The sequence below is a fragment of the Pseudoalteromonas sp. P1-7a genome (assembly GCF_001401855.1).
GTDB lineage: Bacteria > Pseudomonadota > Gammaproteobacteria > Enterobacterales > Alteromonadaceae > Pseudoalteromonas.
Window position 1 is genome coordinate 86,594 of record NZ_LKDU01000012.1, and the last position, 21,031, is coordinate 107,624.

General features: G+C 42.3%; 20 protein-coding genes. 12 read left to right on the forward strand and 8 right to left on the reverse strand.

Features of this window, described 5'->3' with window-relative positions; genetic code table 11:
• Positions 1 to 233: 233 nt before the first annotated feature.
• Positions 234 to 1,742 carry a DUF3360 family protein gene (locus AN389_RS09890; RefSeq protein WP_055019719.1) on the forward strand — a complete coding sequence of 503 codons (1,509 nt, stop codon included), beginning with the start codon at positions 234 to 236 and terminating at the stop codon, positions 1,740 to 1,742.
• An 82-nt stretch (positions 1,743 to 1,824) separates the two neighbouring features.
• On the opposite strand, the gene leuD is transcribed toward AN389_RS09890, so the two are convergent.
• The 5 genes from leuD to fabR form a co-directional block, all read right to left on the reverse strand.
• Entirely contained in the window at positions 1,825 to 2,424 is a 600-nt protein-coding gene (leuD, locus tag AN389_RS09895) for a 3-isopropylmalate dehydratase small subunit (RefSeq protein ID WP_055019720.1), read from the reverse strand.
• Positions 2,424 to 3,824 (reverse strand): 3-isopropylmalate dehydratase large subunit, encoded by a 1,401-nt coding sequence (leuC, locus tag AN389_RS09900; protein WP_055017988.1) that lies wholly within the window; start codon positions 3,822 to 3,824, stop codon positions 2,424 to 2,426. The genes leuD and leuC overlap by 1 nt, the downstream gene beginning before the upstream one ends.
• 54 nt (positions 3,825 to 3,878) lie before the next feature.
• Positions 3,879 to 4,955: a 3-isopropylmalate dehydrogenase gene (gene leuB / locus AN389_RS09905; protein WP_004589388.1), complete on the reverse strand. Its 1,077-nt coding sequence runs from the start codon at positions 4,953 to 4,955 to the stop codon at positions 3,879 to 3,881.
• A complete protein-coding gene (gene leuA, locus AN389_RS09910; protein WP_055015492.1) occupies positions 4,952 to 6,505 on the reverse strand; it encodes a 2-isopropylmalate synthase in 1,554 nt (517 codons plus the stop codon). Before leuA ends, leuB begins: the two co-directional genes overlap by 4 nt.
• A gap of 405 nt (positions 6,506 to 6,910) precedes the next feature.
• Positions 6,911 to 7,531, reverse strand: a complete 621-nt coding sequence (gene fabR / locus AN389_RS09915) for an HTH-type transcriptional repressor FabR (RefSeq protein WP_055015493.1) — start codon at positions 7,529 to 7,531, stop codon at positions 6,911 to 6,913.
• Positions 7,532 to 7,658: 127 nt separating this feature from the next.
• On the opposite strand from fabR, the gene AN389_RS09920 reads away from it, so the two are divergent.
• Positions 7,659 to 8,792, forward strand: coding sequence for a fatty acid desaturase (locus AN389_RS09920; protein WP_055015494.1), 1,134 nt, complete (start codon positions 7,659 to 7,661; stop codon positions 8,790 to 8,792).
• 13 nt (positions 8,793 to 8,805) lie between these two features.
• Positions 8,806 to 10,236, forward strand: a complete 1,431-nt coding sequence (sthA, locus tag AN389_RS09925) for a Si-specific NAD(P)(+) transhydrogenase (RefSeq protein WP_055015495.1) — start codon at positions 8,806 to 8,808, stop codon at positions 10,234 to 10,236.
• A gap of 68 nt (positions 10,237 to 10,304) precedes the next feature.
• Here the strand turns inward: sthA and hemE are convergent, their stop codons facing one another.
• On the reverse strand, positions 10,305 to 11,369 hold the full coding sequence (hemE, locus tag AN389_RS09930; protein WP_055015496.1) for a uroporphyrinogen decarboxylase: 1,065 nt from the start codon (positions 11,367 to 11,369) through the stop codon (positions 10,305 to 10,307).
• Between the two features lie 523 nt (positions 11,370 to 11,892).
• Here hemE and AN389_RS09935 point away from each other — a divergent pair.
• Positions 11,893 to 12,363, forward strand: coding sequence for an Rsd/AlgQ family anti-sigma factor (locus AN389_RS09935; protein ID WP_055015497.1), 471 nt, complete (start codon positions 11,893 to 11,895; stop codon positions 12,361 to 12,363).
• Positions 12,364 to 12,421: 58 nt separating this feature from the next.
• On the opposite strand, the gene fkpA is transcribed toward AN389_RS09935, so the two are convergent.
• A complete protein-coding gene (gene fkpA / locus AN389_RS09940; protein WP_055015498.1) occupies positions 12,422 to 13,168 on the reverse strand; it encodes an FKBP-type peptidyl-prolyl cis-trans isomerase in 747 nt (248 codons plus the stop codon).
• A 204-nt stretch (positions 13,169 to 13,372) separates the two neighbouring features.
• Here fkpA and AN389_RS09945 point away from each other — a divergent pair, with 204 nt between their 5' ends.
• Complete coding sequence (locus AN389_RS09945; protein WP_055019721.1) at positions 13,373 to 14,371, forward strand: WD40 repeat domain-containing protein; 999 nt, start codon at positions 13,373 to 13,375, stop codon at positions 14,369 to 14,371.
• A complete protein-coding gene (locus tag AN389_RS09950) occupies positions 14,358 to 14,570 on the forward strand; it encodes a SlyX family protein (protein ID WP_055015500.1) in 213 nt (70 codons plus the stop codon). The genes AN389_RS09945 and AN389_RS09950 overlap by 14 nt, the downstream gene beginning before the upstream one ends.
• Before the next feature lie 13 nt (positions 14,571 to 14,583).
• Here the strand turns inward: AN389_RS09950 and AN389_RS09955 are convergent, their stop codons facing one another.
• On the reverse strand, positions 14,584 to 14,787 hold the full coding sequence (locus AN389_RS09955; RefSeq protein WP_004589620.1) for a YheV family putative zinc ribbon protein: 204 nt from the start codon (positions 14,785 to 14,787) through the stop codon (positions 14,584 to 14,586).
• A 132-nt stretch (positions 14,788 to 14,919) separates the two neighbouring features.
• Between AN389_RS09955 and AN389_RS09960 the strand changes: the two genes are divergently transcribed.
• The 6 genes from AN389_RS09960 (at position 14,920) to AN389_RS09980 (ending at position 20,874) form a co-directional block, all read left to right on the forward strand.
• A complete protein-coding gene (locus tag AN389_RS09960; RefSeq protein WP_055017992.1) occupies positions 14,920 to 16,842 on the forward strand; it encodes an ATP-binding cassette domain-containing protein in 1,923 nt (640 codons plus the stop codon).
• A complete protein-coding gene (locus AN389_RS09965; RefSeq protein ID WP_055015502.1) occupies positions 16,826 to 17,248 on the forward strand; it encodes a TIGR02444 family protein in 423 nt (140 codons plus the stop codon). The genes AN389_RS09960 and AN389_RS09965 overlap by 17 nt, the downstream gene beginning before the upstream one ends.
• A gap of 872 nt (positions 17,249 to 18,120) precedes the next feature.
• The gene (locus AN389_RS20540) at positions 18,121 to 18,267 is read left to right on the forward strand and encodes a hypothetical protein (protein WP_004589623.1); all 147 of its coding nucleotides are present in this window, start codon (positions 18,121 to 18,123) and stop codon (positions 18,265 to 18,267) included.
• A gap of 111 nt (positions 18,268 to 18,378) precedes the next feature.
• A complete protein-coding gene (locus AN389_RS09970; protein ID WP_055019722.1) occupies positions 18,379 to 19,371 on the forward strand; it encodes a hydrolase in 993 nt (330 codons plus the stop codon).
• Positions 19,368 to 19,613 carry a YheU family protein gene (locus AN389_RS09975; protein WP_055019723.1) on the forward strand — a complete coding sequence of 82 codons (246 nt, stop codon included), beginning with the start codon at positions 19,368 to 19,370 and terminating at the stop codon, positions 19,611 to 19,613. The genes AN389_RS09970 and AN389_RS09975 overlap by 4 nt, the downstream gene beginning before the upstream one ends.
• Positions 19,614 to 19,677: 64 nt before the next feature.
• The gene (locus tag AN389_RS09980; protein ID WP_055019727.1) at positions 19,678 to 20,874 is read left to right on the forward strand and encodes a dipeptidase; all 1,197 of its coding nucleotides are present in this window, start codon (positions 19,678 to 19,680) and stop codon (positions 20,872 to 20,874) included.
• The last annotated feature ends 157 nt before the right edge of the window (positions 20,875 to 21,031 follow it).

The window sequence follows — 21,031 nt, forward strand, 5'->3', positions numbered from 1 at the left end:
TCATCTAATTAGAACAAGCAGAAAAAATATAAGCACATGATTTAAAATAAAATAAAGTTAAGTTTATTTTCTAGCTGAGAAATTCAACTCGCAGGTTTAGCGTTAAATAAAGCCATACACGACCTTTTGCCTATACATTCCTGAGTAAAAGCTGATCTACCCTGCTCCTTCACTATTCATTTGCTTTAACAAAAGCCGTATTAATAAATAAGCAACGAGTAACAGGAGGGACTATGTCAGTAACCCCAAAGGGTCACAATTCAGATCACAAAGATACATTGCACGACAATACCAACAGCTATCAAAACAACCATAAACCCAGCTCAGAGTTTAATACTCGCGACGAGTATCTCGAACATGAATTACAGATTATGCAGCCTAAGCGCTGGCGGCCTAATTTACCATTTAAAGACTACCGCTTTGAATTTGAAGACACCATTCCAGCGATGGCGGGCACCATTGGTAAAGTCGTTATGGTGGGGGCTATTGCCGCTACTTTTGCAGCGCCACTGGGTTTAAGCGATGCGTTTGTGTTAGAAAACGTACGCTATGAATTACTGATTGTTTCTATTTTTATTATTTTGTTTTCGGGCTTTATTTTACCTACGGCTAACTTAGCCGGTACTCACGGCCCACTTATTCCGTTAATCCCCATCGTTGTTGCCGCTGGCGGCCATCCTATGGCATTTGGCTTACTCATTGGTGCCTTTGGCTTTATTTTAGCCATAACCAAAGGAGGAAGTTTGCTCGCACGCTTAACCAGTAAAGGGGTGTGCGGAGGCTTACTCATATACTTAGGCTTTATTGGTACTATTTCGCAAGTTAAAAAGCTGTTTGCATGGGCTGAGGCCATTGATATGGCACACATCGCATTTATTGTTATTTTGGCGACCATTTTATTGTATGCGTTACTTGAGCATTTTAAAAAGCGCTGGTTAGCCGTGCCGCTTAGCTGCCTTATTGGCGGTGGAGTTGCCTTTGCACTCGGTGCGCCGTTTGAATTTAATACCGCGCCGGGCTTACCTAATATGAACCCAGCTTATTGGTGGGGCGAAAACACGGGTTGGATGCTTGGCCTACCAACACTTGAAAGCTTTGTGGTTGTGCTGCCGTTTGCGGTACTGGCTGTCGCTATGTGGTCGCCGGATTTTTTAGGACATCAAGTTTTTCAAAAAATTAGTTACCCGCAACGTACTGAAAAAGTACAAATGAACATAGACGACACCATGCTAAGCGCATCGGTTAGGCAAACCTTTGGCTCGCTGGCCGGTGGTGCTAACTTTACCTCATCGTGGGGGACCTACATTGTACCTGCTGCTATTGCTAAACGCCCTATACCGGCTGGCGCCATTTTAACAGCTGTATTTTGTATTATTGCGGGTTTATGGGGCTACCCAATGGATTTAGCCATTTGGCAACCCGTGCTTTGCGTTGCGCTTATTGTTGGTGTGTTTATTCCACTGCTTGAGGCGGGTATGGAAATGACACGCGAAGGTAAAACAACGCAATCGGCCGCTATTGTTGTGTTTGCGTCAAGCTTGGTTAACCCTGCGTTTGGTTGGTCACTAACTATGCTGCTTGATAACTTAGGCTTAATTGGCTGTAAAGAGCGCAGTGCTAATTTAACTAAAATGAGCCGCTGGGTTATTCCGCTCATTATGTTTGTGGTTTTAACTACCGTTATGGCCATTGTTGGTATGCTGCCAGGCATACCTGCGCTAATGGCAGATTTTAGACACTAATAATTAGAAGAGTTAAACATAAAAAAGCGCGGCTGATATACTCAGCCGCGCTTTGTTTTCATATGTAATTAATTGCTTTTCGTTACTGCCAAGGGCGATCAGCTGCTAGTTGTTTTTCAAACGCATCAATTTGTGGGTTTAGCGTTTCGGTCACACCAATAAAGTCTAAGCCACTTAATAAACGCTCTTTTACGTCTTTACGAATATCAAAACTAATTGGCGCAAACTTATCGCTTGTGAGTGTTTGGTTTTCAAGATCGATTTGAATGTTTATATCGTCGTACTGCTCACTAAGTACAAACAATTGCTCAAGCGTGTCAGCTGGTAGCGCAATGGCTAGCATTTGGTTGTTGCCACAGTTATTAAAGAAAATATCAGCAAAGCTTTCCGCTAAAATTACTTCAAAACCATATTGCTTAAGTGCCCACGGCGCATGCTCGCGTGATGAGCCACACCCAAAGTTGTCGCGCGTTAATAATATTTGCGCGCCTTGGTAGCATGGGCGGTTTAAAATAAAATCAGGGTTTGGCTCGCCGTTTTCTAGGTAACGCCAATCGTAAAACAGCGCTGCATCAAAGCCATCACGGCTAGTTGATGTTAAAAACTGCTTTGGAATAATTTGGTCAGTATCTACATTGTTTTTATCAAGTGGGGCCATTAAGCCACTAAAAAATACGCTCATTAGGCTTCTCCTCTAATATCAACAAAGTGACCATGTATTGCAGCAGCTGCTGCCATTGCTGGGCTTACTAAGTGCGTACGCCCGCCACGGCCTTGGCGGCCTTCAAAGTTACGGTTAGACGTAGATGCACAGCGCTTACCTGCTTCTAAGCGGTCGTCGTTCATTGCTAAACACATTGAACAGCCCGGCTCGCGCCACTCAAAACCTGCCGCTTTAAAAATATCGGCCAAGCCTTCGTCTTCAGCTTGCTTTTTAACAAGGCCAGAACCCGGTACGATTAACGCTTCTATGCCAGCCACTACCTGTTTGCCTTCAACAATTTTTGCCGCTGCACGTAAATCTTCAATACGGCTATTAGTACACGAACCAATAAATACTGTATCAACTTTAGCGCTTGATAATTTATCGCCCGCTTTTAAGTCCATGTATTTAAGAGCACTGCGTATAGCATCAGCTTTAATTAAATCAGGTTCTTGATCAGGGTCGGGTATGCATTCATCAACGCCAATTACTTGCTCTGGGCTGGTGCCCCATGTAATTTGTGGCTGAATGTCGTCGGCTTCAAGCTCAACACTTAAGTCAAACTCAGCGCCTTCATCTGTTTTTAAAGTTTCCCAATATTCAACTGCGGCATCAAAGTCAGCACCTTTTGGCGCAAATGGGCGGCCTTTTAAGTAATCATAGGTAATTTGATCTGGTGCTATTAAACCTGCTTTTGCACCCATTTCAATACTCATGTTACATAGCGTCATACGGGCTTCCATTGAAAGCGCTTCAATGCCTTCACCACAAAATTCAGCAACATAGCCTGTACCACCAGCAGTACCTAATTTACCAATAACCGCCATAATTAAGTCTTTAGAGGTGACAGTTGGGCGAAGCACCCCGTTAATTTGAATTTTTAACGACTTTGCCTTTTTTTGCTGTAGCGTTTGCGTTGCTAATACGTGCTCCACCTCAGACGTACCAATACCATGCGCTAATGCGCCAAACGCGCCATGCGTAGAGGTATGGCTATCGCCACATACAATGGTAGTGCCAGGCAAGGTAATACCTTGTTCAGGCCCCATTACATGCACAATACCTTGGTTAATTGAGTTTAAATCGTAAAGTACAATGCCAAACTCTTTACAGTTAGCATCAAGTGCCATTAACTGGTTTTTAGAGACTTCACTTGCGGCATCAAGTGATCGGCTTTTAGTCGATACATTATGATCCATCGTTGCAAAGGTTTTTTCTGGGCAACGTACTTTACGGTTTTTTTCACGTAGGCCTGCAAAAGCCTGTGGTGATGTCACCTCGTGTACTAAATGACGGTCAATATAAAGTAAATCAGTTTGCTCGTTTATGCTGGCAACCGTATGTGCTTGCCAAATTTTGTCGTATAACGTTTGGGCCACTTGCTAATTCCCTACTCTGTTAAGTCGCAGCATAACGGTGCTGCGATTTATATATTAAATACGTGAAACGATGGCGGCTGCCACATCACTTGTGCTGTATCCACCTTGTGGGTAGATGTCTGGCGTACCAACACCTGCTTCAACGGCTTCGGCTACGGCTTTTTCAATGGTGCGCGCGGCTTCGTCTTGCCCTAATGAGTAACGTAGCATAAGTGCAGCACTTAAAATTTGTGCAATCGGGTTTGCAACACCTTTACCAGCAATATCTGGCGCTGAGCCACCAGCAGGCTCGTACAAACCAAAGCCCGATTGATTTAAGCTTGCCGATGGTAATAAGCCCATAGAGCCTGTGATCATTGCACACTCATCTGACAAAATATCACCAAATAAGTTATCGCAAAGTAGTACGTCAAACTGGCTAGGCTGTTTAACTAACTGCATTGCTGCGTTATCTACGTATATATAATCTAGGCTTACTTCTGGGTAGTCTTTGCTCACTTCGGTGACTACTTCACGCCATAATACGCTTGATGCAAGTACGTTTGCTTTATCTACTGAGGTTACATGGTTACTACGTAATTTTGCCGCTTCAAAGGCAAAGCGCGCAATACGTTCAATTTCTTTACGCGAGTAAGTTTGTGTATCAAATGCAGCTTCTTCAGCGCCTTCGCCACTTCGGCCTTTTTCACCAAAGTAAATGCCGCCAGTAAGCTCGCGCACACACAAAATATCAAAGCCTTTTTCGCTGATATCTGCACGCAATGGCGATGCTGCACTAAGCGCTGGTAAAAGTTGTGCTGGGCGTAAGTTACAAAATAAACCAAAGTGCTTACGAAGCGGTAAAAGCGATGCACGCTCAGGTTGCTCGTTAGGGGGTAGGTTTTCCCATTTTGGGCCACCTACTGAGCCAAATAAAATGGCATCGGCGTTTTCACATGCGCTTAGCGTTTTTGGTGGTAATGCTTCACCAAATTCGTCAATGGCTGCGCCACCAATAGCATGATGCTGACGGTTCAGGGTAAAACCAAACTTATTGCTTACAGCATCAAGCACTTGCTCTGCTGCTGCCATTACTTCTGGGCCAATACCGTCGCCAGCTAATACGGCAACGCTGTAGTTTGTTTTACTCATCCTGCTTTCCTTTGTTGTTTTAAATCAGACACTTTTTGTGCACGATAAATTAAGTTGTAAACACGGATCATGGCGCGTACCGACGCCTCTACCACATCCGCAGCAATACCCGCACCGTGATAAGGGCGGCCATCGTATTTAGCAATAATGTTTACTTGGCCTAGCGAGCTTGCGCCTTGGCCAGTGGCTTCTAAGTTGTATTCAATCATTTCAACGCTCATACCTGTTAAGCGCTCAATAGCCGCAAACGACGCTTCAACAGGGCCATTACCTGTGGCTGCTTCTTGCTTTGCTTCGCCATCAATTAACATTCCAATGGTAGAGCTGGCTACCGACTGTGAGTTAGACGCTGAGTTAACAAACTCTAATTGGTATTTTTCGTCTTTGTCGTTAATTTGATTAAAGTAAATCATGGCTTCAAGGTCGTAATCGTATACGGTACCTTTTTGATCAGCTAACGCTAAAAAGCTCTCGTATAAGCTGTCCATGTCGTAATCAGCTTTTTGGTAACCTAACTCTTCTAAGCGGTGCTCAATAACATGACGACCCGAACGCGAAGTCATATTTAATTGGTTATTTGGCACACCGACGCTTTCTGGCGACATAATCTCATAAGTATTTTGCGCTTTTAATACGCCATCTTGGTGAATGCCCGAGCTATGTGCAAAGGCGTTTTCGCCCACAATGGCTTTATTTGGCTGTACCGGCATATTACATATTTTTGCCACTTGGCGAGATGCGCGATAAATTTCTTCGCTTTTAATATCGGTGTGTACGTTTAAGTGGTCTTTGCGCATTTTCATGATCATTGCCACTTCTTCTAACGAACAGTTACCCGCACGCTCACCAATACCATTTATTGTACATTCAATTTGACGAGCACCCGCTTGTACCGCAGCTACCGAGTTAGCCACAGCTAAACCTAAATCGTTGTGGCAATGTACACTTAAACGCGCTTTATCAATATTTGGCACGTTATTCATTAAATGATGGATCATTGCGGCGTATTCGTCTGGCGTTACAAAGCCAACGGTATCGGGTAAATTAATAGTTGAAGCACCCGCATTAATTGCCTGCTCAACAATTTTACATAAATCCCAATGTGGCGTGCGCCCTGCATCTTCACACGAAAACTCAACATCATCAGTGTAGTTACGCGCTAATTTAATTGATTTAACCGCCATGGCCGTTGCATCGTCTAGACTCATACGTAATTTATGTTCAAGGTGTAAAGGGCTTGTAGCAATAAAAGTATGAATACGGCTTTGTTGTGCTGTGCGAAGCGCCTCACCACAGGCTTCAATATCTTTTGCTACTGAACGTGCTAAACCACAAATAATAGGGCCTTTAACCTCGGTTGCAATACGTTGCACCGAGCGAAAATCAGCGGGGCTCGAAACTGGAAAACCCACTTCCATCACATCCACGTTCAAGCGGCTAATAGTATGCGCTAGCTGAATTTTATCGTCTTCAGTAAGGCTTGCTTTAAGTGCCTGCTCGCCATCACGTAAGGTGGTATCAAAAATCCATACTTTATCTTTGTCTTGCATAACTGCCCCTCATTCCTCGATTACCCAAATTTCAATTTATCCCAGCCGCGAGATAATAAAAAACCCCGCAATTGCGGGGTTTTTAGTGTTTAACTCGATGCAAACACACTAATCCCCGCTCACTGACCATAGCAGTAAGAGGTTAAGTTTTAGTGTAATTAAACGAATATTTTGCATCTTGTTTCTTGTGTGTGTGTTCAGTGAGGCCTATTTTTATCATTACAGCGCAGTGGGTGCAAGCATAAATATTCCAAATCAAGGAATGAAAACCCTAAATTAAAGAAATTTATATACCTAAAAATAGAAAATTAAGGTTTTATAAATCACACAGCTGCACTTTTTAGCTTAAATTAATGTGTTGAGTAAACTTGCGTGCTTAGATTAACTTATTGCTAATTTTTTAAGCTAAACCTGATTATTTGTTTCACGAATATAATGCCCTGCACCGCGGGTGATATAACGCAGCTGCCAAATAACACGCTCAATTAATTCATCACGTTGCTGACCTTCAATGTCGAGTGCTTCAGCACCGGCATTAAATACCAGCGTTACCATGGCTTCGGCCTGAATATAAGCATGAATTGAATCGCACTTGGTTTCGCTTTCTAAATAATGCGCAAGCTCTAAAATAAAGTGTTTTACCTCACGTGCAACAGCAGCTCTAAAGGCTTTTGAGGTGCCAGAACGCTCGCGCAGCAGTAATCTAAATTGGTTGCTTGAGTTATCAATAAACTCCATAAAGGTAACAACCGAGGTATTTATTACGCTACCACCACTGGCTATACGTCTGCGAGCTTGGCGCATAAGCTGACGAAGCGTTAAACCGGCTTCGTCGACCATGGTTAAACCTAGCTCGTTCATGTCTTTAAAGTGGCGATAAAAAGAGGTGGGGGCAATACCTGCTTCGCGGGCAACTTCGCGTAAGCTTAAATTAGAAAAACTATGATCAGCACTTAGCTGATTAAATGCCGCCTCAATTAAGGCTTGTCGTGTTTTTTGTTTCTGTTGTGCTCTAACACCCGACATCCACAGCTCCCTGAGTAATTTTATATGAAGTTTTAATGATAATTAGCCGAATTGTCTAGTCTAATACTTGACGCCAAGAGATTGAAACACTATTTTAGCTTACAGTTGTACGCTGAGAGTAAAAACGATGAATAAACCACCGATTATTTGGACAAACGTCCTATTTTTTAGCCTAACCTTTTTGGCGGCTGTCACCCTTGTACCTTGGTACGGCATTAGTTACGGATTTACCAGCGCGCATTGGATTGCATTTGTAGGCTGTATGTTTTACGCAGGCCTATCTATCACTGCCGGATACCACCGATTATGGGCGCATAAAGCCTATAACGTTCACCCTGGAATAGAATTTATTTTTGCACTTGGTGGCGCATTTGCTTTGCAAAACAGTGCGTTGCACTGGAGTAGCGATCATCGTATACACCACGGTCAAGTAGATGACCCAGTAAAAGACCCTTACGCCGCAACTAACGGTTTTTGGTACAGCCACATTGGCTGGATGCTACGTGATTACCAAGGCGATAGTTATAACGATTACAGTAATTGCCGTGATTTACAGCGCAACAAAATTGTTATGTGGCAACACAAGCACTACCTAAAGTTAGTTATTGCGATGAATGTTGGCCTACCGCTTGTACTTGGTTTATTGGTAGGTGATGTGTGGGGCATGCTACTCCTTGCCGGTTTACTGCGTTTAGTATTGAGCCAGCACTTTACCTTTTTTATTAATTCATTGGCTCATATTTGGGGTTCACGCCCATACACTGAAAAAAATACCGCGCGCGATAATGGCTTTTTAGCATTATTTACTTATGGCGAGGGTTACCATAACTTTCATCATATTTTTGCAAGCGACTACCGTAACGGCATTAAGTGGTTTCATTACGATCCAACTAAATGGATGATTCGCTCTTTAGCAGCGCTCGGTTTAGCCAGTAAATTAAAGCGCACCCCGGTTGAGCGCATAGAAAAAGCCAAAGCCGAAACGCTCATGAGTAAAACGCAAACGCGCCTTTCAAAATTGCCTTTAGCGCAAGATAAGCTTACATTATTACAACAAGAGTACGATTTACTGCTGAAAAAGCTGCAAAATTACTGTTCACTACAAAAACAAGTGTTAGAAGCTAAAAAAAATAACATGGCAAAGCAGTGTGAACAATCAGCATTAATGACACAATACCATGAGCTGGAAGCCGCCTGGGAAAATCAAAAACAGGCATGGCTAGCACTTAATGCGAGGTTATTAAAAGCCTCTTTTAATTAATTTAGGAGTGGCTGTGGCCAAACAACCAGAACAAAAAAAAGCACCCGTAGTTTACCAATATGACGCAATAATTATTGGTACGGGCCCTGGCGGTGAAGGCACCGCCATGAACCTATCTAAAAACGATAAAAAAGTAGCGGTAATTGAGCGCCAACAAGCTGTTGGCGGTGGCTGTGTACATTGGGGGACAATTCCTTCAAAAGCATTACGCCACTCGGTTAGCCGCTATATTGAATACAAAGCTAACCCATTATTTAATGTTGGCGAGCGCCCTAGTCGCTTAACATTTCCTGATATTTTAAGCCATGCAAGTTCTGTTATTTCTAAGCAGTCAAACTTACGTAGCAGCTTTTACGACCGTAATCGTATTCATATGTACCAAGGCGATGCGAGCTTTGTAGATAAACACACGGTTGAAATTAAGCGCCTTGATGGCTCAGCAGAGCGTATTACCGCTAAAACCATTGTAATTGCTACCGGCTCGCGCCCATACCGCCCACCTGAGGTCGACTTTAGCCATTCACGTATTTACGACAGCGATACTATTTTAGGCCTAGAGCACGACCCACAACGCGTACTTATATACGGTGCGGGTGTTATTGGCTGTGAATACGCTTCAATCTTTAAAGGCTTAGGCGCTAAGGTAGATTTAGTAAACACGCGCGATCGCTTATTGGCCTTTATGGATGCAGAAATCTCTGACGCGCTTAGCTACCACTTTTGGAACAGCGGTATTGTTATTCGCCACAACGAAGAGTTTGACCGTGTAGAAACACGGGACGATTGTGTTGTTATGCATTTAAAATCGGGCAAGCGTGTAAAAGCCGACTGTATTTTATTTGCTAACGGCCGTACAGGTAATACCGATACGCTAAATCTTGAAGCTATTGGCTTAAAAGCCGATGGTCGAGGCCAGCTTAAAGTCAACGAAATGTACCAAACTGAGGTAGACAACGTTTACGCAGTAGGTGATGTTATTGGCTATCCGAGCTTAGCTAGTGCAGCGTTTGATCAGGGCCGTATAGCTGCCGATGCGATTGCCTGCGGTAATTGCGAAGATAAGCTGATTATAGATATTCCAGCAGGTATTTATACCATTCCTGAAATGAGCTCAGTAGGTAAAACAGAGCAACAGCTAACCGCTGCAAAGGTACCGTATGAAGTGGGCCGTGCACAGTTTAAGCACTTGGCTCGTGCGCAAATTGCGGGCACAGAAGTTGGTAGTTTAAAAATATTGTTTCACAGTGAAACCAAAGAGGTACTTGGCGTGCATTGCTTTGGCGAACGTGCCTCGGAAATTGTTCACATTGGCCAAGCCATTATGGAGCAAAAAGGCGCTGGCAATACAGTTGATTACTTTGTAAATACCACATTTAACTACCCAACTATGGCAGAAGCCTACCGAGTTGCGGCGTTAAATGGATTAAATAGGTTATTTACTTAATCCGATTATTACACAGCAAAAAGCCCGCTAATTAGCGGGCTTTTTAATAGCTATTAATACCACTGCTGTTATTTGTGGTATTGCGCGCTTAGCTCATGTACTGCGTTGATAAATACACCGGCGTTTTCTGGGTCTACATCTGGTGTAATACCGTGGCCTAGGTTAAATACGTGGCCATTTCCTGTGCCAAAATCTTCTAAAATAGTGCCTACTTCTTGGCGGATACGATCAGGCGTACCGTGAAGCATTGACGGGTCCATATTACCTTGCAATGCAACTTTATCGCCTACACGACGCTTAGCGTCGCCAATATTAATAGTCCAATCAAGACCTACTGCATCACAGCCTGTGGCTGCAATTGCTTCAATCCACTGGCCACCATTTTTGGTAAATAGCGTTACCGGCACTTTACGACCGTCGTATTCGCGAATTAAACCATCAACAATTTTATGCATGTATTGCAGTGAGAACTCGTTGTAATCGCGCGGGCTTAATACGCCGCCCCATGAGTCAAATACCATTAGTGATTGCGCACCGGCTTTTACTTGCGCGTTTAAATAATCAATAACCGAATCAGCGAGTTTATCGAGTAATAAATGCAGTGTTTGCGGCTCTGCAAACGCCATTTTTTTAATTTTACCAAATACTTTACTGCTGCCACCTTCAACCATGTAAGTTGCTAGTGTCCATGGTGAACCCGAAAAACCAATAAGCGGTACTTCGCCCTTTAACTCACGGCGAATTGTGCTTACTGCGTTCATTACATAGCCAAGCTCGTCAGTTGGGTCTAGCTTTGGAATTTTTTTAACATCAGCAAGTGACGAGATAGGGTTTTCGAACTTAGGGCCTTCACCGGTTTCAAAGTACAAACCTAAACCCATTGCATCGGGAATCGTTAAAATGTCACTAAATAAAATAGCGGCATCTAATGGGTAGCGACGAAGTGGTTGTAGTGTTACTTCACACGCTAGCTCAGCATTACGGCACAGGCTCATAAAATCGCCCGCTTGTGCACGTGTAGCACGGTACTCAGGTAAATAGCGTCCTGCTTGGCGCATCATCCATACCGGTGTTACATCAACGGGTTGTTTTGCAAGTGCACGTAAATAACGGTCATTTTTTAATTCGCTCATAGCTTAATAATCCTGAGGCTTATAGAAATTGTTCAAGATTGTACCACCATATTCTTCGGCTCTCTATCGCTATGCTTGTAAAACATGTGTTATAGCTAACCGTCCCTACTTTGTTGCTTATTTAGTCACGTTTGCGCACTAAACAATCAAAAAGAACTAACAATAAAAACTTTTTGTTAATATGTTTGCAACATTACAAAAACCTTGGTATTGTTTGTCCCGCGTTAACAAGAACAATAATAAAAATCTTAAACAACAATAACAAAAATATTTATAATAAAAATAACAAAAATCTTCTATAACAATAAGAAAGCTTGTATTAACAGGCCAAAACAAGAAATTAAGCCACCTTAACCGGTGGTTTTTTCTTGCCTGCAATAAAATAATAAATTACCTACAATAAATACACGTATACCCCAGCTCATACCTTTTACTTGTTGATATACACTTAAATAAAATATATCTTGATGTATAAGAAGATTTAAATTTAACCATAAAAGTGACCCAGCTTAGGAGAACAGTAATGCTGACGCGCGTAGAGAAAGCTCAACAAAAATGGGGTGGTAGCCATACTGTCATTGATAAATGGTTAAACGAGCGCCAAGAATTAATCGTACTTTATTGTAAAATGGCTGGGTTTTCGCCATACGATAAAAAAGATCACGCCTTACCAGAGCCAGAGCAGATTCAATCATTTTGCCAAATTTTAATGGATTACTTATCTGCCGGCCATTTTGAAGTGTACGATGACATTGCTAAAGCCTGTGAGAGCAAGGGCCTTGAAAGCCAACAGCTGGCAAATACAATTTACCCGCGCATTTCAAGCACAACAGATATTGCTTTAGATTTTAACGATAAATACGCAGAAGTAGATAAAGAGGACTTGTTAGCAGAGTTTGATAATGATTTGTCGGTACTTGGCGAAACGTTAGAAGCGCGTTTTGAACTAGAAGATGAGCTAATAGATAATTTGTTTTCTAACCACACAGATTAATAAAATAGCCTACAAAAAAGGGACCGTTATGGTCCCTTTTTGCGTTATAAGCTACTGCTTATTGCGCTGGTGCTTCGTCATCTTGTATTTCAAGTAGTTCTACTTCAAAAACAAGCGTTGAGTTAGCTGGAATTTTACCTAGGTCACGATCGCCGTAAGCAAGTTCAGAAGGAATAGTAAACTTATACTTAGACCCTACAGACATAAGCTGTAAACCTTCAGTCCAACCCGCAATTACACGGTTAAGAGGGAACGTAGTTGGCTCGTTACGCGCATAAGAGCTATCAAACTCAGTGCCATCTAATAAAGTACCTTTGTAATGTACTTTAACTACGTCTGTTGCTTCAGGCTTTTCGCCTTCCCCTTCGCTAAGTACTTCGTACTGTAAGCCTGACTCAGTGACTGTTACGCCTTCTTTTTTAGCATTTTCTTCTAGGTATTTTTTACCTGCTTCTTTGCTTTTTTCAGACTCAACTTTAGCTTTAGCTTCTTGCTTTGCACGCACTGAAGTATCTAATTCAGTAAGTACTTCACGGATTTTTTCTTCATCGATTTTTGCATTACCAGCAAGCGCGTCTTCAAAACCACGAATTAATAGTGCTTGGTCTAGTTCAATACCAATCTCTGATTTATCAGCTAGGTCTTTATTTAAAAAGTTACCTACTGATGCACCAATACCGTATGCTTGTTGCTGCTCTACAGTGTCTAATTTAACTTCAGCTTTTTCTTGTTTTGCTTCTTGATTACAAGCTGTAAGCGCTAAAACCGACGCTGCAATCAATGACAATCTAATCGTCTTTTTCATTTTAAATCTCCGACACACTTTGCAGTTGTCATTTATTGTATTATTACTAGTTAAAGATTAACGGCCTACATGATAGGCTGCTTGTTTAATAACTAACTAAATTAAAACCTAACCTATTATAGTGATTAGACAAACACCCTAGGCCTTCAACGTGACCTAGTCTAACCTCTCAGTCACTAAGAGTTAAGAGGAAATACCTGTAATATGTCGATATTTCGTACTTTTTTAATCGCTTTTAGCTGTTTATTAGCCCTAGCTTGTAGCGATCAAAAACAGCAAGCTGCACAACGCTTTGAACACGCAGCACAGGGTGCGTTTTCTGCGGCAGTATCTAACGATGGTAAATACAGCTTAGTCTCCTCCATTCACCATGGGGTCGCCCTGTGGGATAATCAACAGCAGGTGCTAAAATATCAATGGTTTCAACAACAATCACAAGAAAGCCTAGTGTATGCTGTGGCTATTGCCTTTGATAATAGCGTGGCCGTTACCGCAGAAAAAACCACCTTTGCCGTGTGGGATATTAACAGCGGCGAAAACCGTGGCTATTATAAAATTCAACAAGCCACTATTCGCGATATTGCGATAAGCAACCAAGGTCGCAGTGTTTTATACGGCAGAAGCGACGGCGTAGTGGTATTTTTAAACCTAGAAACCGGACGCCGCATTGAATTTTTAGGCCACCAAGACAAAGTAAACACCGTTGATTTATCGCCTAACGGGCGCTATGCCCTAAGCGGCTCGAACGATTACGTTGCCTATTTTTGGGATACACGTACAGGGCAAGTAATTCATCGCTTTAATCACCCTACGCGAGTTACCCAAGTAACCCTAGACCCACAAGGTCGCTACGCATTTACCGCAGATAGTATGAAGCAAGCACATGTATGGAAGCTGACTACAGGTGATCTTGTGAGTAAACTGGCGTATATTGCGCGTCAGAAAATTTTTACTGCGGTACGCTTTAACGAACAAGGTACATTGCTGGCAACGGGTTCGCCCAATAAGCGCGTTGATTTATGGCAACTACCCAGCGGAGAGAAAATTCAAACTTGGCAAGTCACACCACGTAAAGGCAGTAAGCCTAAATCGGCTGTGGTGCTAGATGTAACGTTTATAGATAACGGCAAGTCGTTATTAACCGAGAGCTCGAGCGGAATTGCAGAGCACTTTACAATACGAGAAGCAAATGAACACAATTGAACATCGTTTAATGGAGCTTGAGGCAAAAGTTGCTTTTCAAGACGAAACAATAGAAATATTAAATGACGAGCTAAAAGCACACCAACAGCAGCTTGCAAAAATGAAGCGCCAAACTGAGCTACTAGCAGAAAAGCTTAAAGAAGCGCAGCAACCGTCGCTAATGTCACAAATGCAAGAGCCACCTCCGCCACATTACTAAAATAAAAACCGGGTTAATCGCCCGGTTTAAATACACCAATAACTTGTTCAAATTGGCGAGTAGATGCCTGAACTGCGTTATCTGGCTGCGCCATTTTGTGGCCGCACTCTACGCACTCTACTTTTTCAACATCATGTTCTCTGTATAGCATCATGGTATCCATGGCTTTACATTCAGGGCACGATGCACCAGCAATAAATCGCTTCTTTTGTCTCACAACATTTTTCCTGTGGTTTGAACTGCACATATTTTATCGTATAACTTCCTAGGTTGATACGCTTGATAAGAGCAATACGTTCTATGGTATGATAGCGCCAACTTAACAAGGGCACAGCAAAGTAACGTATTCATGATCCAAATCTCAGAAATAGAACTACTTCGTGGCGGAAAAGCCTTATTAAAAAATGCTTCGGCTACATTATTTCCACAACACAAAGTAGGTCTTGTAGGCGCTAATGGCTGTGGTAAATCTACGTTATTTAGTTTATTAAAGTCTGAGCTACAGTTAGATGCCGGTGATTGCAGTATTCCTAAAGATTGGTCTATTGCCTCTGTAAAACAAGAAACTCCCGCCCTTGAAATAAGCGCCATTGATTATGTACTGCAAGGCCACCCAGAATACTACGCACTGCGTATTGCACTGCGTGAAGCTGAGCAAACCAACGATGGTGACACCCAAGCCAAAGTACATATTCAGCTTGAGAATATTAAAGGCTACAGCATAGAGTCAAAAGCGGGCGAATTGCTGCACGGCCTAGGCTTTGCTAATCACCAAATAGAAAACCCAGTAAGCGCCTTTTCGGGTGGTTGGCGTATGCGTTTAAACCTTGCACAAGCACTTATTCGCGATGCCGACTTACTATTACTCGATGAGCCAACCAACCACCTTGATTTAGATGCCGTTTACTGGCTTGAGCGCTTTTTACGCGCCTATACAGGCACACTAGTGCTTATATCGCATGACCGTGAGTTTTTAGACGCCGTGGTTGATCAAATTTGGCATGTAGATAAACAGCTTATTAATGTGTACAAAGGTAACTACTCACAGTTTGAGCGCCAAAAAGCAGAGCGTTTGTTGCAACAACAAGCTATGTTTGAAAAACAACAAGAGCAAATTGCCCACCTTGAGCAGTTTATAACTCGCTTTAAAGCCAAAGCCAGTAAGGCCAAACAGGCACAAAGCCGTGTTAAAGCACTCGAACGTATGGAAAAACTGGCTCCTGCACATGCCGACTCACCATTTGACTTTGAATTTGCCGAGCCAACAGCCCTGCCTAACCCGCTAATGACCCTAGATAAAGCAAAAGCAGGTTATGGCGATGTCACTATTTTAAATAATATCGCGCTAAACCTAGTTCCTGGCAGCCGTATTGCGTTACTCGGTCGTAACGGCGCGGGTAAATCAACGCTTATAAAGCTATTAGCGGGCGAGCTTGAGCCGCAAGCAGGTAAAGTGGTTCAACACCATGGCTTAAATATTGGTTACTTTGCACAGCATCAATTAGAGTCGCTTGATTTAAAAGCCAGTGCAGTGACTCATATTCAACGCTTAAACCCTCAGGCCACTGAGCAATCATTGCGTGACTTTTTAGGCGGCTTTGCCTTTATTGGCGATAAAGCACTTGAACCCGTGGCACCGTTTTCGGGCGGTGAAAAAGCCCGCTTAGTGCTAGCCATGTTGGTGTATCAAAAGCCCAATTTACTACTACTTGATGAGCCAACAAACCACCTTGATTTAGAAATGCGCCACGCGCTAGTGATGGCACTGCAAGGCTTTGAAGGCGCCATGGTTACCGTATCGCACGATCGCCATATGCTCAAAAACACCGCCGATGAATTTTATTTAGTCGATGATGGCAAAGTGACTCAGTTTGGTTACGATTTAGATGCGTATTACCAATGGTTACTCAATGCCAATAAAGAAGCCGCTAAAAGCCAGCAACCTGACGAGCCAAAAGCGAATTCTGGCATTAACCGTAAAGAGCAAAAACGTTTAGAGGCCGAGTTTAGAAAAACCATTCAACCGCTTAAAAAGCAAATTGAAAAGCTTGAAAAGCAACTAGACAAATACTCTGCAGAGCTTAGCGAGGTCGAAGTCGCCCTTGGCGATAACGAACTCTACAACGACAATAATAAAGCCCAGCTAAAAGAGTTAATTGCTAAGCAAGCCACGCTTACCCCTAAAGTAAACGACACCGAAGAAGCGCTCCTAATGGCGCTTGAAGAAATGGAAGAAAAAGAACAGGCCTTTGCTGATGAACTTGCTCAATAGCAATGATTTTTGGCAATTTGCGTGCACCTTGTACGCAAAGCCTGGGCAACAACAAGCCTTGCTGACTCTTCAAAACCAGCAAGGTAAAAACGTAAATCTGTGCTTATTTTTATTGTACTTAGATTCACTTAAGCTAAGCATTAACACCGAGCAACTCAGTGCGTTAATAGAATCAATTGACGAATTTGATACACAAGCACTTAAGCCTCTGCGCTCTGTCCGTCGCTATTTAAAAGCAAATCAGGAGACGATTGCTGACTACACAAAAATACGTGAAGAGTTACTAAGCACAGAGCTAAAGCTTGAAAAGCAGCAACAGCAAATACTTGTTGATACAGCGAATAAACTTAGCTTTTTAGAAGCTGTAAAGCCAAACAATATTGAGCTGTATGTGAAAGCCACTTAGGCTGTCAGTTTTCATACCCTCTTCTAATGCCCATTCTATTTTCTTTGTACAAAAAAATCTTTAAGTAGTTTATTCACAAAGAGGATAAGAGACGCTGCGCTTTTAGAGGAAAATAAAAGCCAAGTTATTATCGCTAAAAATATGAGTCTAGCCTCTGCTGGCTCGTGGCTACCTTTCTCATTTACTTCTCATTCTCTTCTCTTAGTGCAAAAAAACCTTTAAGTAATTTACTCACAAAGAGAACTAGAGACGCTGCGCTTTTAGAAAAAATAAAGGCCAAGCTAATATCGCTAAAAATATGAGTCTAGCCTCTACTGGCTCGTGGCTACCTTTCTCATTTACTCCTCATTCTCTTCTCTTTGTGCAAAAAAACCTTTAAGTAATTTACTCACAAAGAGAACTAGAGACGCTGCGCTTTTAGAAAAAAATAAAAAACAAGTTATTATCGCTAGCAATATAAGTCTAGCCTCTGCTAGCTCGTGGCTACCTTTCTCATTTACTTCTCATTCTCTTCTCTTAGTGCAAAAAAACCTTTAAGTAATTTACTCACAAAGAGGATTAGAGACGCTGCGCTTTTAGAGGAAAATAAAAACCAAGCTAATATCGCTAAAAATATAAGTCTAGCCTCTGCTGGCTCGTGGCTACCTTTCTCATTTACTTCTCATTCTCTTCTCTTAGTGCAAAAGATCTTTAAGCAAATTGATTATTCAAAGCCTATAAGTGCTGCAGTAACTAGCTAGCCTCTAAAACATGATCTACATCAACTTTACTTGGTTACTTTTTCTACTTAAGAAAATTGTTTGATCTCGATCACGTTACGCCTTGCAAACTCGCTCTATGATTAACCCATCAACTGAACGAGGAGATTAATCATGAACGTGTTCTTTAGAGACTTTTTTAGCGACCCTGTTTTATTTATGTCTTTTGGGATTTTAGGCGTAGTGATTTCTCTTTGCCTATTTTACGCTTTTTACTTTATTAAAAAAATTAGCGAGGCTGAAGTTCCCGAGCATCATTAAGCACGACGCACAAAGCGCCTACTCAGGTTACTGATTAGGCGCTTTTTATTTTATAAAGCGAAAAATTTGGTACACTAACGTTTCGTTTTTTTCATAGTGCGTAGTACAAACATGATCAATAAGTTTAAACCAGCATGGTGGATGACCAATCGTCACGTTCAAACCATAATGCCGCGTTTTTTCCGTCCATTTCACAATACGTCCTACGAACTTGAGCAACTTGATACGCCCGACGGCGATTTCATTGAACTTGCATGGTCGCTGCCTCATAACGAAAACGCTCCCCTTGCAGTGGTTTTACATGGCCTTGAAGGCAACATAAATAGCTTTTATGCCAAAGGCATGATGAAAGCCTTAAAAAAACAAGGTTATGCCGTAGTACTTATGCACTTTAGAAACTGCTCAAGTGAAGTTAATCGCTTACCGCGTGCTTATCATAGTGGTGATACCGCCGACTTAGCTTTTTTTATAAATCATTTAAGGGCGCAATTCCCAAGCCGCCCTATTATGGCTGTTGGTTTTTCGTTAGGGGGTAATGTACTGGCTAAATACCTAGGCGAAGAGCGCGAAAACTGCCCGTTAAGCGCCGCTGCAGTGGTTTCGGCACCTTATGATTTATCATCATCAAGCGAGGTTATTCGCAAAAGCTTAGGTAAAATTTATCAAAAGTATTTGCTCGATAGAATGAAAAAATCAATGCAGCGTAAATTGCCACAAATTAAGCAGCAAGTACCTATTACCTCAGAGCAGTTAATGAAAATTGACGATTTGCTAGAGTTTGATAATCAACTAACCGCTCCACTGCATGGCTTTGAAAACGCACACGATTACTATCGCCAAGCCAGCGCCATGCCTTACTTAAAGCATATTGCGATTCCTACGTTAATCATTCATGCCAAAGACGACCCAATGTTGTCGATTAAAGCCGTGCCAAGTAGGCAAGATGTGAGTGAGCATGTTACCCTGAGCGTCTCTGAAAAAGGCGGCCACGTAGGGTTTATTAGCGGTAATAATCCGTTTAGGCCGGTATTTTGGCTTGAGCAAGCCGTTCCTTATTATTTTGGCCAGCACGTTCCCACTAAAGCGAGCAGTAAGCAGTTATGATTATCCCTTTTGAACAACTTGATAAAGACACCCTCTATAACCTAATTGAAAGCTACGTGCTTCGTGAAGGCACTGATTACGGTGAGCAAGAAGTGAGTATTCAAAGTAAAGTAGCGCAGGTTAATCAGCAACTTAAAAATGGTGAAGCCATGGTGTTTTTTTCTGAGCTACATGAGTCAGTCACTATTATTTCAAAAAATGAATTTAAAGCACTGCAAAGTGAAGCACAGTCGTTTGATTAGCGCCTAACACTTGTAACTTTTGAGCTGAACGTACACAATGGCTTTTTACCCAAAGAGCCAAAACATGATAAAACTCAGCACTCTAGTGGTAGCCATATCACTAGCTTTAACACCACAAGCCTTTGCAGAGCAAGTAAAAAGCCCGTCAGACAAAGCAGTAAAACTAGCAAAAGACACTATTTTAATCGACACCCATATTGATGTACCTTATCGTATCCACGAAAAATGGGTTGATGTCACTAAAGCTACCGATGGCGGCGACTTTGACTACCCTCGCGCAGTTAAGGGCGGTTTAAACGCGCCATTTATGTCTATTTATATTCCTGCTCACTTAGAATTTGAAGGCAAAGGTAAAAGTTATCAGCTAGCCAATCAAATGATTGATAGCATGGAAGCCATTGCACAGCGCGCCCCAGAAAAATTTGCCATTGCCAGCTCTACTGCAGATATAGAAGCGCAGTTTGAGCAAGGTAAACTGTCAATTGCGATGGGTATGGAAAATGGCTCGCCAATTGAAGGTAAAATGGAAAACCTACAGCACTTTTTTGACCGCGGTGTACGCTACATCACGCTTGCGCACTCACAAAGCAACCATATTTCTGACTCATCATACGATATTCGCCGTAAATGGAAAGGCTTAAGCCCATTTGGTAAAAAGCTGATAACTGAAATGAACAACGTTGGTATGCTCATTGACGTATCGCATATATCAGATGATGCGTTTTATCAGGTAATGGAGCTATCTAAAACACCGGTTATTGCCTCACACTCTTCATTACGCAAATACACACCGGGCTTTGAGCGTAATATGAATGATGACATGTTGCTAGCGCTGAAAAAGAATGGCGGAGTTATCCAAATTAACTTTGGCTCAAGCTTTGTAACCTCCCAAGCAGGTTCATGGTACAAAGACCTGAAAAGTACAAAGGAGGCCGTTAAAAAAGAAGGCACTAAGCCAGGCAAAGACTTTGACGCAGCGTACCGTGCTAAAAACCCATTCCCGTTCGCAAGTCTTGAGCAAGTCCTTGATCACATTGACCATGTAGTTGAATTAATTGGTATTGATTACGTAGGTATTGGCTCTGACTACGACGGTGTAGGGGATTCATTACCGATTGGCCTAAAAGATGTAGCGAGCTACCCTAACCTAGTGCAAGGGTTAATGGACAGAGGCTATAGCGATGCCGACATTAAAAAGATTTTAAGCGAAAATACGCTAAGAGTGTGGAAGCAAGCTGAGGCGTATGCGAAAAAACACTAGCGTGTAAGCTGTAAGCTGTAAGCTGTAAGCTGTCAGTTGTCAGTTGTCAGTTGTCAGTTGTCAGTTGTCTGATCTGACTCCATAAAAGTAGACACCTATTTAGGAGTCAGTTGTCATGAAAGTAAAAGCGTTTCGTAAACATACAGAGGAATTTAAA